We start from the raw sequence: 15,078 nt of genomic DNA, 5'->3' as shown, positions 1-15,078 counted from the left end.
AACAGACCATGATGATGACCAAACTCAGCCGCAATTTTCGCATGCTTTCCGCCGGAGCCGCGCTTTCGCTCCTGATGATGGCGGCACCCGCCGCCTTCGCCGAGACGCCGAAGGATACGCTGGTCGAAGGAGTTGCCATCGACGATATCATCACGATGGATCCGGGCGAGGCTTTCGAGCTTTCGACGGCTGAAATCACCACCAACAGCTACAGCCTGCTTGTTCGTCTCGACATGGACGATACGTCGAAGGTGAAGGGCGATCTCGCCGAGAGCTGGAGCGTTTCCGATGATGGCCTCACCTATACGTTCAAGCTCAAGTCAGGCCTGAAATTTGCCTCCGGCAACCCGGTCACCGCCGAAGATGTCGCCTGGTCCTTCGAACGCGCCGTCAAGCTCGACAAGAGCCCGGCCTTCATCCTCACCCAGTTCGGCCTGACCGGCGACAACGTCACGGAAAAAGCCAAGGCTGCCGATGCCGGCACTTTCGTCTTCACGGTCGACAAGGCCTATGCGCCGAGCTTCGTGCTCAACTGCCTGACGGCAACCGTCGCTTCCGTCGTCGACAAGAAGCTGGTGCTGGAGCATACGAAGGCGGTGACGCCGGATGCCGAGCACAAATACGACAATGATTTCGGCAATGAGTGGCTGAAGACCGGCTATGCCGGTTCCGGCGCCTACAAGATGCGCGAATGGCGCGCCAACGAAGTCGTCGTGCTGGAGCGCAATGACAATTATTACGGCGACAAGCCAAAGCTCAACCGCGTCATCTACCGCTACATGAAGGAAAGTTCGGCGCAGCGGCTGGCGCTCGAAGCTGGCGACATCGATATCGCCCGCAATCTCGAGCCGGGCGACCTCGATGCCGTTGCGAAGAATGCCGATCTGGCGACGACGAGTGCGCCGAAAAGCACGATCTATTATGTCAGCCTGAACAACAAGAACGAGAACCTGAAGAAGCCGGAAGTCCAGGAAGCTTTTAAGTATCTGGTCGACTACGACGCGATCGGTGCGACTTTGATCAAAGGGATCGGCGAAATCCACCAGACTTTCCTGCCGAAGGGACAGCTCGGTGAGCTCGACGAGAATCCCTACAAGCTCGATGTCGCCAAGGCCAAGGAACTGCTCGCCAAGGCCGGCGTGCCTGATGGTTTCTCGATCACCATGGACGTGCGTAACACGCAGCCGGTGACGGGCATTGCCGAATCCATGCAGCAGACGCTGGCACAGGCCGGCGTCAAGATGGAAATCATCCCCGGCGACGGCAAGCAAACGCTGACCAAATATCGTGCCCGCACCCACGACATGTATATCGGCCAGTGGGGTTCTGATTATTTCGACCCGAATTCCAATGCCGACACCTTCACCGGCAACCCCGACAATTCCGATGCCGGCACGGTGAAGACGCTCGCATGGCGCAACACCTGGGAAGCGCCGGAACTCGACAAGCAAGCCAAGGCCGCACTTCTCGAACGCGACGCAGCCAAGCGCGCCGCCATATATCAGGACATCCAGAAGAAGTACCTGGCAAACAGCCCCTTCGTCTTCATCTTCCAGCAGACCGAGGTGGCTGGCTACCGCAAAAGCGTGAAGGACTTCAAGCTGGGTCCGAGCTTCGACACCAATTTCGTCGGTCCGATCGCCAAGGAATAATCCGGCGGGATTGAGTGGCTTGAGCACCATCGAAACAACACAGGAGGCGCGGCCCCGAAAGGGCCGTGCCGGCGCCTTTGCAAAGGCGTTAGGGCGGTTTTTGTTTGCCGCCGTCACCACCTATCTCGGCCTGCTGGCCGTCACCTTCTTCATCGGCCGCGTCGTGCCGATCGATCCCGTGCTCGCCATCCTTGGCGATCGCGCACCCAACCATGTCGTCGAGCGCGTGCGCCAGGAGATGGGCTTCAACCTGCCGCTCTACCAGCAGTTCTTCATCTATATCAAAGGCATCCTGTCCGGCGATTTCGGCAATTCGGTCCTGACGACCAATCCGGTGATGGTCGATATTCGCCGTGCATTTCCGGCGACAGTGGAGCTCGCGACGCTCGGAACGCTGATCGGCGCTTTCGTCGGCGTGCCGCTCGGGGTTCTCGCCGCGGTGCGCCGCGGCAGCATCGTCGACCAGGTGGTGCGGGTCATTGGCTTGATCGGTTATTCGGTGCCGATCTTCTGGCTGGCGCTGATCTCGCTTGTGATCTTCTATGCGCAACTGCGCTGGGTGGCCTTTCCCGGCCGCATCGACATCGTCTTCGAATACACGTTCACGCCGATCACCGGCTTCTACCTGCTGGACAGTGCCTGGCAGGGGCAGTGGGATGTCTTCTATGATGTCTTCCGCCACATCATCCTGCCTGCCTCCTTGCTCGGATATTTCTCGCTCGCCTATATCAGCCGGATGACGCGCAGCTTCATGCTGAACGAGCTTTCCCAGGAATATATCGTCGCCGTACGTGCCAAGGGGCTTTCGGAAACGCGGGTGATCTGGGGCCATGCACTGCGCAATGCCGCCGTGCCGCTCGTTACCGTCATTGCGCTTTCCTATGCCGGCCTGCTCGAGGGATCGGTACTGACCGAGACCGTCTTTTCCTGGCCAGGCATCGGGCTCTACATCACCAATTCGCTGCAGAACGCCGACATGAACGCCGTGCTCGGCGGCACGATCGTCATCGGTACGGTCTTCATCGGCATCAATCTTCTGTCCGATCTTCTCTACCGGACGCTCGACCCGAGGACGCGAAATCGATGACGGCCAATGCCAGCCCATCTCCTGCGATGAGCCGCCGCGAATGGCTGCTCTCCGACCGGCCGCAATCGCGCATGCAGGCCCGCCTCGGCCGCACCTATGTCACCTGGCGGCAGTTCACGGCAAACAGGCTCGCTGTCGTCGGCCTGCTGATCATCGTGGCGCTGCTTTTTATCGCCGCCTTTGCCGATGTGATCGCCACGCATAATCCCGTTGTCGGCGATCTGCGCAACGCCCGCCTGCTGCCGCCCGGCACGGGGGAATTCTGGCTCGGTTCGGATGACCAGGGCCGTGATATTTATTCCCGGCTGATCTACGGATCGCGATTGACGCTCCTTGTCGTCGCGCTCGTTGCCGTCATCTCGGCACCGATCGGGTTGATCGTCGGCACCGTCTCCGGTTATGCCGGAGGCTGGGTGGATGCGACGCTGATGCGCATCACCGATATCTTCCTTGCCTTTCCGAAGCTGGTGCTGGCGCTTGCCTTCGTCGCCGCTCTCGGTCCCGGCATCCAGAACGCGATCATCGCCATCGCCATCACCTCCTGGCCGCCCTATGCGCGCATCGCTCGTGCCGAGACGCTGGCGGTCCGGCGTTCCGACTATATTTCGGCGGTGAAGCTGATGGGTGCCTCGCCGCTTCGCATTGTCGTGCGCCATGTCATGCCGCTCTGCATTTCCTCGCTGATCGTGCGCGTGACGCTCGACATGGCGGGCATCATCCTGACGGCGGCCGGTCTCGGTTTCCTCGGCTTGGGCGCGCAGCCACCATTGCCGGAGTGGGGTGCGATGATCGCCTCGGGCCGGCGCTTCATCCTCGATCAATGGTGGGTCGCGGCGATGCCCGGCATCGCCATCCTCATCGTCAGCCTCGGCTTCAATCTCCTCGGCGACGGCCTGCGCGACGCGCTCGATCCGAAGGAGAGCGGCCAATGACGACACTTCTGACGGTGGACAAGCTCAAGGTCAGCTACCCCACGCGCACGGGCGTGATCGAGGCCGTGCGCGGCGTCTCCTTCACGCTCGGCAAGGAAAGGCTCGGCATCGTCGGCGAATCCGGTTCCGGCAAGTCGCAGACCGGACGGGCGATCATGGGCCTGACGCCGAAACACGGCATCGTCACGGCCGACAGGCTTAATTTCAACGGCATCGATCTGATCAATGCGTCTGCCGGCGAAAGGCGCAGGCTGCGGGGCAAGCGCATCGCCATGATCCTGCAGGATCCGAAATATTCGCTCGATCCCGTCATGTCGATCGGACGGCAGATCTGCGAGACACTGCGCACACATGAGAAGGTCGGCAAGGCGGAGGCGCGCGAGCGCGCGCTCGCCATGCTGGAAGCGGTGCAGATCCGCGACCCGAAGCGTGTCTTCGACCTGCATCCGCACGAAGTTTCGGGCGGCATGGGGCAGCGGGCGATGATCGCCATGATGCTCATTGCCGGGCCTGAGCTGCTGATTGCCGACGAGCCGACCTCGGCGCTCGACGTGACGGTGCAACTCGACGTGCTGAGGATCATGGACAAGCTGGTGTCCGAGCGCGGCATGGGGCTGATCTTCGTCTCCCACGATCTGAGGCTGGTCTCTTCCTTCTGCGACCGCGTCATCGTCATGTATGCCGGAAAGATCGTCGAGGAACTGGCGGCGGCCGATCTCAAACATGCGCAGCATCCCTATACGCAAGGACTGCTGAATTGCATGCCCGAGATCGGTGCAAACCGCCATCCGCTGCCGGTGCTCGACCGCAAGCCGGAGTGGGCGGCATGAGTGCAGCTCTCCAAGTCGACAATCTCAGCGTCGTCTACGACCATTTTCATGCGCTGAAGGATGTCAGCATCGCCGTCCAACACGGCGAATCCTTTGGCCTCGTCGGTGAGTCCGGCTCGGGAAAATCGACCTTGCTGCGGGCCGTTGCAGGGCTTGCGCCGATCAGCGGCGGCGCGATCCACATCGACGACGAAGTGTTGAAAGGTTCGAAGCGCAGCAAAGTCTTCTACCGGCGCGTGCAAATGGTCTTCCAGGATCCTTATGGTTCGCTGCATCCGCGCCAGACCATCGACCGGCTTCTGCTCGAACCGCTTGCAATCCACGGCATCGCCGACAGCGACAAGCGCATCGCCCGGGCGCTCGACGAGGTCGGCCTCGGCAATGGTTTCCGTTTCCGCTACCCGCACCAGCTCTCCGGCGGCCAGCGCCAGCGCGTGGCGATCGCCCGGGCGCTGATCGTGGAACCGTCAATCCTGCTGCTCGATGAGCCGACATCGGCACTCGACGCCTCGGTGCAGGCCGAGGTGCTGAACCTGCTGGAGCAGATCCGACGCGACCGCAAGCTCACCTTCGTGATGGTGAGCCACGATCTCGGTGTCGTCACCCATATGTGTGAGCGGCTCGCCGTGATGCGCAACGGCGCCGTCGTCGAGCGGTTGAGCTCGCAAGAGCTGGCGACGGGTGCGGTTCATGAGGACTATACGAGAAATTTGATGATCGCGAGCAAGGGTTTCGTCAAAGCCTGAAAGCCAATCTTTTCAAACCTTTGAAAAGAAAAGATCGGCGGCGCTGTTAAGGATAATGTTTTCCTAAAAGACGACCATTCGACTAGACTATTGACAGCTGCCTTGCTTCTGTCATGATCCCGTTAACGTTTGTTAGCTTTCGTGATCGATGGAGGTTGAAGCATGTTCTTTCTCGGTGGGATGACCATGGGCTACCTCGATCCTCCGGTTAAAACCGATCGCCGGGAACAGATTTCGGTATCCCTTCCCGCGGAAAAGGACCGCCGGCTGATCGAGGCTTCCTCCAACCCGCCTGAGAAGGAGAGTGCCGTCGAGCGCTCGTTGATCTGGGCATGGCGCACGCTCTGCTAAAAGGGCTGGTTGAATTTTCTCTTCCGTTCGCTCTAGACGGAATTTTATCTCTACCTACTTGATAGAGAAAATAAGAATATAAGCGCGAGCCGCACAACCGGCCGCACGAGAACAACGGAGGCGACATATGGCAGATCTGGGTATTTCGCATGCTCACGTGAACCAGTATGGTTCCGTACCGACCAAGAAGCCGCTCACCACACGCCACAGGCTTCAGACGGTGCTTCATGGAGCGATCTTCACCGCGGCGTTCCTGTTCGTCGTGGCCATGGTTTGCGGCGTCGTCGGGTAATCCGGTGGAAGATTGAGCGTCGGCAGATGCCGGCGCTGCGGCGGTTTCCGCCCTTATTGAATTCCGAACATTAATTTGTCTCGGCTTTCTCACTCATCGTCATTCTTCTATTCTTTTCACGCCATCCAAAGCGCGCCACGGCGAACTTGCTCATGCGCGGGGTGCAGGCTCGCCCAAATCGCTGTCAGGCGTAGGATCTGGCGATCGTCTTCTTTTCTTTTTCTGAAATCGAAGCTGTTGATCGCCGGGACCAGGGGCCGGCATTTTCGTCATTCCCACCGCCCAGACAAGCTCGGCGGGCAAGCGGTGAACGCCTCTTGACTTGAATTATCCCGATAGTGTCCAAATTTTCGACATGGCTTTCGCGGAGAGGTATCGATGGTCTCGATCCTGTCGGGCCGCGTCCTGAACCAGGGCTTAGCCCGTCTGCATCGCTTGCCAAGTGTCGTTCACCCCCACTTCATCGATCTTTGAAGAATAGGGCTCCGTTCATGTAGCAGTCATGATAAGCAGTGCAAAAGGCTGAGCAAAACAGCCATAACTTCGTTTGGATCCAGAACCGAACCCATGTCTATTTCCAATCTTTCTCCGAGCCTTTCGCGCGAACCCGAGACGAAGCAGATCGATCATAACGATTCGATCCGCTCGACCTATCTTTCCATCGAGGACATCAAGGCGATGGGCGATGCGGTCGCCCGCAACGGCGTCGACAAGCTGCCGGCTTTCGCTCCCTTCGATTTCTTCGCCCGCCATAAGGAAAACGAGAAGGAAATTCTGCGTGTCTACCGGACCACGGCGACCGACGTCGAAGCCGGCGAGACGATCACGCCGGCGGCAGAATGGCTGCTGGACAATCATTATATCGTCGAAGAGGCGATCCAGGAGGTGCGGCGCGACTTCCCTCGCCGCTTCTATCGCGAATTGCCGACCATGGTCGTCGGCGGCGTCGAGGTGCCGCGCACCCTCGTGCTTGCCTGGCTCTATGTCGCTCATACCCATAGCACGATCTCGCAGGAAAGCCTGACGGCGCTGGTCGATGGCTTCCAGGCCAGCGAGACGCTCAGGATCGGCGAACTCTGGGCGTTGCCCTCCCTCGTGCGCTATGTGCTCGTCGAAAACCTTCGCCGCATTTCGAGCCGTGTCGAAGCAAGCCGCCGCCTGCGCCGCCGCGCCAACGAGGCGGCCGATGAATTGGTGCGCCTAACGGATCCAGCCGGGGCGACCGCGTATCTGAAGACGCTGGAATCGCTTGCCGAGGACAATACCTTCTCGACGCAGTTCCTCTATCGCCTGCGCGACGGCTCGCAGACGTCGAGCCTGGCGATCACCTGGCTCGATGCGCGGCTGGAAGAGCTCGGCCGCAACACCGAAGAGACGACGACGGCCGAACACAGCCGACTCTCTTCCGGCAACGTGACGATGGGCAACATCATCCGCAGCCTTCGCGAGATCGATGACGCCGAATGGTCGGTCTGGGTCGAGCAGGTCAGCCATGTCGACAAGCTGCTCTGGGAGCATTCGGATTACGGCATCCTCGATTCCGGCTCGCGCAACAAATATCGCAAACAGATCGAGAAGCTGGCCAAGCGCTCGCCGCTGACGGAAATGGAAATCGCCCAGCTGGCGCTCGACATGACTGACGCCGCCAAGGCCTCCGACGAGCCGCAGCCGCACGAACCGAATGTCGGCGGCTTCCTGTCGGGCGCGCAGCGGCCGAAGCTCGAGGCGCGGGCGAACTATCGCCCGACGATCATCCAGCATTTTGTGCGCGCCGTGCGCCGGTTCAACTGGCTGGCGATTGCCGTGCCCGTCATGCTGCTGACCATCATCGCCATGGCGATCGTCGGCAAATTCATGGCGAATGCCGGCATGGGTGCGTTTGAAATCGCCTTGCTGCTGATCATGTTCTCGGTGCCGGCGTCGGAGGGGGCGACAGGTCTCTTCAACACCTTGCTATCCTTCTTCGTGACGCCGGCGCGCCTCGTCGGCTACGAGTTCAAGGAAGGCATTCCGGAAGATGCGCGCACGCTGCTCGTCGTGCCCTGCCTGATCTCGAACCGCGACAGCGTCGACGATCACGTTCGCAATCTCGAGGTTCATTATCTCGCCAATCCGCGCGGTGAGATCTATTTCGCGATGCTCAGCGACTGGCCGGACAGCGAGGTCGAGGAAACGCCTGCCGATCTCGAGGTTCTCGATTATGCCAGGCGCGAGATCGCCAATCTCTCCGCCCGCTATGCCTATGACGGCAAGACGCGTTTCTATCTGTTGCATCGCCGCCGCCTCTACAATCCCGCGGAAGGCGTCTGGATGGGCTGGGAGCGCAAGCGCGGCAAGCTGCACGAGCTGAACATGCTTCTGCGCGGCGACCGCGACACGACCTATCTGCCGGGCGCCAATACCGTGCCGGCCAATGTGCAATATGTCATGACGCTCGATGCCGATACGCGCCTGATGCGCGATGCCGTCACCAAGCTCGTCGGCAAGCTCTATCATCCGATCAACCGCCCGGTCATCAATCCGAAAACCGGCCGCGTCGAAAGCGGCTATGGCGTCTTGCAGCCGCGTGTCACCCCGTCGCTGACGACGGGCAAGGACGCGTCGGTCTTCCAGCGCGTCTTTTCAATCAACCGTGGCCTCGATCCTTACGTCTTCACCGTTTCCGACGTCTATCAGGATCTCGCCGGCGAAGGCACCTTCACCGGCAAGGGCCTTTACCATGTCGATGCCTTCGAAGCGTCGTTGAAGGGCCGGATCGACGAGAACTCCGTGCTCAGCCACGATCTTCTCGAAGGCTCGATGGCGCGTTGCGCGCTCGTCACCGATCTCGAACTGGTGGAGGATTTCCCGATCCGCTACGAGGTGGAAACCTCGCGCCAGCATCGCTGGGCACGCGGCGACTGGCAGCTTCTCCCCTACATGTTCAATCCGAAATACGGCGTCACGGCACTCGGCCGTTGGAAGATGTTCGACAATCTGCGCCGCGTCGCTGACGCCGATCGCCTGGTTCTTCGCCTCCGTGCTCGGCTGGTATTTCATGGGTCCGCTCGGGGCGCTGATCTGGCAGATTCTGCTGATCTTCTGCCTCTTCGTCGCGCCGACGCTGTCGCTCATCAACGGCATCATCCCGCGCACCAGCGATATCATCGCCCGCGCCCATCTCTATACGGTCTGGTCCGATATCACGGCCGCCAATGCGCAGGTTGCGCTGCGCATCGTCTTCATCGCCGATTCGGCTTGCATGATGGCGGATGCGATCGGCCGTTCGCTCTATCGCCTGTTCGTCAGCCGCAAGCTGATGCTGCAGTGGCGGACCGCCGCCAGCGTTCAGGCCGGTGGCCAGGGCACGCTGATCTCCTATTACAAGGCGATGTGGCATGCGCCGGCGCTGGCGCTGCTGGCGCTCGGTTTCGCAGCCCTTCCCGGTGACAACGCCTTTCTCGTCGGCATTCCCTTCGCGCTGCTGTGGATCCTCTCGCCTGTCGTCGCCTGGTATGTCAGCCAGTCGGCGGAGACCGAGGACCGGCTCGAGGTCGCCGATTCCGTGTCGAGCGAACTGCGCAAGATCGCCCGGCGCACCTGGCGTTATTTCGAGACCTTCACGACGGCCGAGCAGAACTATCTGCCGCCGGACAATATCCAGGAAACGCCGCATGTGATTGTCGCGGCGCGCACCTCGCCGACCAATATCGGCGTCTATCTGCTTTCCGTCGTTTCCGGCCGGCATTTCGGCTGGTTCTCCTTCGAGGAGACGCTCGAACGGCTGGAGCAGACGATCGCGACGATCGACAGAATGGAGAAATTCCGCGGCCATCTGTTCAACTGGTATCACACCGATACGCTGCAGACGCTGGGCCCCCGTTACGTCTCGGCCGTCGACAGCGGCAATCTCGCCGGCCATCTGATCGCCATTTCGTCGGCCTGCCGCAACTGGGCCGAGGCGCCGTCCGCCCATATGCAGGGCAATCTTGACGGCGTCGGCGACACGGCCGGCATTCTCCGAGAAGTGTTGGCGGATCTGCCCGATGACCGCAAGACCGTGCGCCCGCTGCGCCGGCGCCTGGAGGAGCGCATCGTCGGCTTCCAGAACGCGCTTGCCGCCGTCAAACGCGAGCACGAATTCGCCTCGATCCGCATCATCAACCTTGCGGTTCTCGCGCGCGACATCGAGAAGCTCGCCGCCAATCTCGACCATGAGGTCAAGTCGAAGCAGAGCGAAGAGGTCACCCAATGGGCGGCATCCCTGGTGAAGGTCTGCGAGGCGCATATTTCCGACAGCACCTTCGACCTTTCCAAAGTCGATGCGCTGCGGCCGCGCCTGGTGGCGCTGCGCGACAAGGCGCGCGATCTCGCCTTCTCGATGGATTTCGGCTTCCTGTTCCGGCCGGAACGGCGTCTGCTGTCGATCGGCTATCGCGTCGAAAGTGGTGAACTCGATCAGGCTTGTTATGACCTTCTCGCCTCGGAATGCCGCCTGACCAGCCTCTTCGGCATCGCCAAGGGTGACCTGCCGACGGAACACTGGTACCGCCTCGGCCGCCAGGTCGTGCCTGTGGGGTCGCGCGGTGCGTTGGTTTCCTGGTCCGGCTCGATGTTCGAATATCTGATGCCGCCGCTCGTCATGCAGGAGCGCGGCGGGGGTATTCTCAACCAGACCAACAATCTGGTCGTCGTCGAGCAGATGAATTACGCCCGCAAGCTCGGTATTCCCTGGGGTATTTCGGAAGCGGCCTTCAATGCCCGCGACCATAACCTCAATTATCAGTACACGAATTTCGGCGTGCCCACGCTCGGCCTGAAGCGCGGCCTCGGCCATAATGCCGTCATCGCGCCCTATGCCTCGCTGCTCGCCAGCCAGTACGATCCGCCAGCCGCGCTGGAAAACCTGCAGAAGCTGCGCAAGCTCGGCGCACTCGGCAAATTCGGCTTCCACGACGCCGTCGATTTCACGCCGACGCGCGTGCCGGAAGGCAAGAAATGCGCGGTGGTCTACAATTATTATGCCCATCACCACGGCATGTCGATCGCGGCGGTCGCCAACGTCGCCTTCAACGGTCATCTGCGCGAGCTCTTCCACGCCGATCCCGTCATCGAGGCGGCGGAGTTGCTGCTGCAGGAAAAGGCGCCGCGCGACATTCCCGTCATGAGCGGCAAGCATGAATCCGACACACCGGCCAGCATCCAGGACGATCTCCTGCGGCCCGAGCTCAGGAAGATCAGCGATCCGGCTTCCCGTGACCGCGAACTCGTCTTCCTGTCGAACGGTCATTATTCGGTGATGCTGACGGCGACGGGCGCCGGTTATTCCCGCTGGAACAATCTTTCCGTTTCCCGCTGGAAGCCTGATCCGACTGAAGACCGCTGGGGCAGCTTCATCTTCCTGCGCGATACTGCCACCAACGAATGGTGGTCGGCGACATCAGAGCCGAAGGGTGTCGAAGGCGAAAAGATCAAGGTCGAATTCGCCGACGAGAAGGCGCAGTTCACCAAGATGGTCGGCGACCTCACAAGCGAGGTGGAATGCATCGTCGCGACCGAGCATGATGCCGAGGCCCGTCGCGTCACGCTGCTCAACATGGGCACGGAAGACCGTTTCATCGAGGTCACCTCCTATCTCGAACCGGTGATTACCTCCGACGATACCGACAATGCGCATCCGGCATTCGCCCGCATGTTCGTCAAGACAGAGATCGGCAAGCGCGGCGACGTCATCCGCGCCGAACGCAACAAGCGCGACCCGAACGAGCCGAATATCAGCATCGCACATCTGATCGTCGACAATGCCGGCGACACCCGCCATACCGAATTCGAGACCGACCGGCGCAAGTTCATCGGCCGCGGCCGCAGCCTCGCCGATGCGGCGGCCTTCGATCCGGGTGCCACGCTTTCCGGCAGCGACGGCTTCATGCTCGATGCCGTCATGTCGCTGCGTCGCACCGTCCGCGTACCGGCCGGCAAGAAAGTCAGCGTGATCTTCTGGACGATTGCGGCGCCAAGCCGCGAGGAAGTCGACAAGGCGGTCAATCGCTACCGTCATCCCGATGCCTTCACCCACGAGCTCGTCCAGGCCTGGACACGCACGCAGGTGCAGATGCGCCATGTCGGCGTCACCTCCCAGCAGGCGGCCGCCTTCCAGCATCTCGGGCGCTATCTCGTCTATCCCGACATGCAACTGCGCAAGGACGAGGCGACCGTCGAGGCCGGCCTACAGTCGCAATCGGCGCTCTGGCCGCTGGCGATCTCCGGCGACTTCCCGATCTTCACGCTGCGCATCAACGACGACATGGATCTCGACATCGCCCGCGAGGCGCTGCTGGCGCAGGAATATCTGCGCTCGCGCGGCGTCACCGCCGATCTCGTCATCATGAACGAACGCGCTTCGTCCTATGCGCAGGACATGCAGCATGCGCTCGACGCCATGTGCGAAAACGTCCGCCGCATGGGCCAGGCCGACGGGTTGCGCCAGCATATCTTTGCGGTTCGCAGGGATCTGATGGAAGAAGCCACTTATCATGCGCTGATCGCGGCTTCCCGCGTCACGCTGCACACCAAGAACGGCAAGGTGGTCGACCAGATCAATCGCGCCGTCGCGCTGTTTGCACCCTCCAAGGAGGAACTGCAGGAGATGGAACGGGTCGAGCGCAACAAGGCCCCCGTCAAGCGTGTTGCGCCGGTGCCGCCACCTGTCGTGCCCGCCGTCATCATCGAGGAGGAAGGCGATCTCGACTTCTGGAACGGCATCGGCGGCTTTGCCCGCGACGGACGCGAATATGTCGTTCGGCTGCCTGGAGGTCATGCGACGCCGCAGCCCTGGATCAATGTCATTTCCAACGACAGCTTCGGATTCCACGTTTCGGCCGAGGGCTCGGGTTTCACCTGGAGCGTCAATTCGCGCGACTATCAGCTGACCTCCTGGTCGAACGATGCGGTGGTCAACCGTTCGGGAGAGGCGTTCTATCTCACCGATCTGGACAGCGGTGCCGTCATGACGCCGTTCGCAGCACTTTCCCGCCGGCCGGACATCCGTTTCGAAGCCCGCCACGGGCTCGGTTATTCCGTCTTCTCCAGCGTTCAGCACGATATCGCGCTTGAGCTGACGCAGACGATCGACCGCGAAAAGCCGGTGAAACTGCAACGCCTGCGCCTGCGCAACACCGGTTCGACTGGCCGCAAGCTGCGTCTCTACGGTTATGTCGAATGGATTCTCGGCAGCAATCCGGGACGCACGGTGCCTTTCATCCTGTCGAGCCATGATGAGGAGACGGGGGCGCTGTTTGCCACCAATCCCTACAGCATCGATTTTTCGAACCGCACTGCATTCTTCGCTGCGAGCGAGACACTTTCGAGTTTCTCGGCAAGCCGGCGCGAATTCATCGGTAAGGCGGGGACGATCCAGGCACCGCAGGCCGTCACTTCCGCCGCCGCTCTTTCCGGCGCGACGGAACTCGATGGTGATCCGGCCGCGGCGCTTGCAATCGACATCGAGCTCGGCGCCGGCGAAGAGCGCGACTTCACATTCTTCCTCGGCGATACGTCGACGGAAGAAGAAGCGCGCACTGTCATCGCCGATATCCGCAAGGTTTCGTTCGACGAGACCGTCGAGGCAAACCGCGCCTTCTGGCGGGATTTCACCGGCAGGCTGCAGATATCGACTCCAGATCGCGGGATGAACAATCTCGTCAACACCTGGCTGCCCTATCAGAGCCTCGGCTGCCGCATCATGGCCCGCACCGCCTTCTACCAGGCAAGCGGCGCCTTCGGCTTCCGCGACCAGCTGCAGGACACGCTGGCCTTCGTGCTGCACGAGCCCTCGCTTGCCCGCCGCCAGATCCTGAATGCCGCTTCGCGGCAATTCCGCGAAGGCGATGTACAGCATTGGTGGCTGCCGGGAACGGGTGCGGGCGTGCGTACGCTGATCTCCGACGACGTCGTCTGGCTCGCTTACGCGATCCACCACTATTGCAGCGTCACCGGCGACAAAAACGTGCTCGACGAGGAGATCGCCTTCCTGGAAGGGCCGGCACTGCTCGAAGGCCAGCACGACTCGTTCTACAAGCCGGAGATCTCCGAGAACAAGGCGAGCGTCTACGAACACGCGGCGCTGGCGCTCGATCTCGCCATCGCTCGCAAGGGGGCCAACGGCCTGCCGCTGTTCCTTGGCGGCGACTGGAACGACGGCATGAACCGCGTCGGCGTCGGCGGGCGCGGCACCAGCGTCTGGCTCGGCTGGTTCCTGGCGGGGGCATTGCGCTCCTTCATTCCCTATGCCGAAGAGCGCGGCGACACGGCCCGTGCAGGGCGCTGGTCGGCGCATCTCACCGAGCTGAAGAAGGCGCTGGAAACTGCGGCCTGGGATGGCGGCTACTATCGCCGCGGCACGTTCGACGACGGTGCGCTGCTCGGCTCCAGGGAAAGCCCCGAATGCCGGATCGATTCGATCGCGCAGTCCTGGAGCGTGCTGTCGGGCGAGGGCGATCCAGCCCGCGCCGTCACGGCGATGGATGCGGTGCTCGATCAGCTGGTCGACGAGGATGCCCGCATCATCCGGCTGTTCACGCCGCCTTTCGTCAATTCCGCCAGGGATCCCGGCTATATCAAGGCCTATCCGCCGGGCGTGCGCGAAAACGGCGGGCAATATACCCATGCCGCGACCTGGGTCGTGATGGCGCTGGCGGAGCTGAAGCGGGGCGACGATGCCTTCCGCTGCTTCCAGATCCTCAACCCGATCACCCATGCGCTCGACAAGGCTTCAGCGGAGCAATACCGCGTCGAACCCTATGTCGTTGCGGCCGACGTCTACGGAAACGAGCCTTATACGTCGCGCGGCGGCTGGACTTGGTATACCGGGTCAGCCGGCTGGCTCTATCGCGCCGCCGTCGAGGGCATCCTCGGTATCCGGCTGAAGGACGGCCGGATTTACGTGCGCCCGTCGCTCCCTTCGGAATGGGACGGTTTTGCGGCAGAGGTGGAGCAAGGCGGCGGCAAATACCGCATTTCGGTCTCAAAAGCGTCCAATGACAGCGGCTACACTCTGTCAATCAACGGCTGCGAAGTCACCGATCCCGAAGAGGGATATCCGCTCGGATAACAGCGTTCTCCACGCTGAAAAAGACGGCGATTCGCGACGGCCAAAAGGGAACCCTTTTGGCCGTCGTCGCGTTTGCAAATCGGATAATAAGGAGAGACCA

At 61.5% G+C, this 15,078-nt stretch carries 7 protein-coding genes and 1 pseudogene; all 8 read left to right on the top strand.

Features of this window, described 5'->3' with window-relative positions:
• Nucleotides 1–8 precede the first annotated feature (8 nt).
• Nucleotides 9–1,652 (top strand): ABC transporter substrate-binding protein, encoded by a 1,644-nt coding sequence (locus tag AB8B31_RS21280; RefSeq protein WP_131605703.1) that lies wholly within the window; start codon nucleotides 9–11, stop codon nucleotides 1,650–1,652.
• A gap of 19 nt (nucleotides 1,653–1,671) precedes the next feature.
• Nucleotides 1,672–2,739: an ABC transporter permease gene (locus AB8B31_RS21275; protein WP_131605702.1), complete on the top strand. Its 1,068-nt coding sequence runs from the start codon at nucleotides 1,672–1,674 to the stop codon at nucleotides 2,737–2,739.
• Entirely contained in the window at nucleotides 2,736–3,671 is a 936-nt protein-coding gene (locus tag AB8B31_RS21270) for an ABC transporter permease (RefSeq protein WP_112905542.1), read from the top strand. The genes AB8B31_RS21275 and AB8B31_RS21270 overlap by 4 nt, the downstream gene beginning before the upstream one ends.
• Nucleotides 3,668–4,501: an ABC transporter ATP-binding protein gene (locus tag AB8B31_RS21265; RefSeq protein ID WP_018244086.1), complete on the top strand. Its 834-nt coding sequence runs from the start codon at nucleotides 3,668–3,670 to the stop codon at nucleotides 4,499–4,501. Before AB8B31_RS21270 ends, AB8B31_RS21265 begins: the two co-directional genes overlap by 4 nt.
• Nucleotides 4,498–5,247, top strand: a complete 750-nt coding sequence (locus tag AB8B31_RS21260) for an ABC transporter ATP-binding protein (protein WP_028733603.1) — start codon at nucleotides 4,498–4,500, stop codon at nucleotides 5,245–5,247. Before AB8B31_RS21265 ends, AB8B31_RS21260 begins: the two co-directional genes overlap by 4 nt.
• 162 nt (nucleotides 5,248–5,409) lie before the next feature.
• Nucleotides 5,410–5,598 carry a hypothetical protein gene (locus AB8B31_RS21255; RefSeq protein ID WP_018244084.1) on the top strand — a complete coding sequence of 63 codons (189 nt, stop codon included), beginning with the start codon at nucleotides 5,410–5,412 and terminating at the stop codon, nucleotides 5,596–5,598.
• Between the two features lie 127 nt (nucleotides 5,599–5,725).
• Entirely contained in the window at nucleotides 5,726–5,890 is a 165-nt protein-coding gene (locus AB8B31_RS21250; RefSeq protein ID WP_018244083.1) for a hypothetical protein, read from the top strand.
• Between the two features lie 567 nt (nucleotides 5,891–6,457).
• A pseudogene (locus AB8B31_RS21245) lies at nucleotides 6,458–14,978 on the top strand (GH36-type glycosyl hydrolase domain-containing protein).
• Nucleotides 14,979–15,078 lie beyond the last annotated feature (100 nt).

Source organism: Rhizobium sp. 62_C5_N11_2, from assembly GCF_051811185.1.
Taxonomy (GTDB): Bacteria; Pseudomonadota; Alphaproteobacteria; order Rhizobiales; family Rhizobiaceae; genus Rhizobium; species Rhizobium leguminosarum.
Note: the sequence above shows the minus strand (reverse complement) of the source record. Positions and strands in the feature narration are given on the sequence as shown.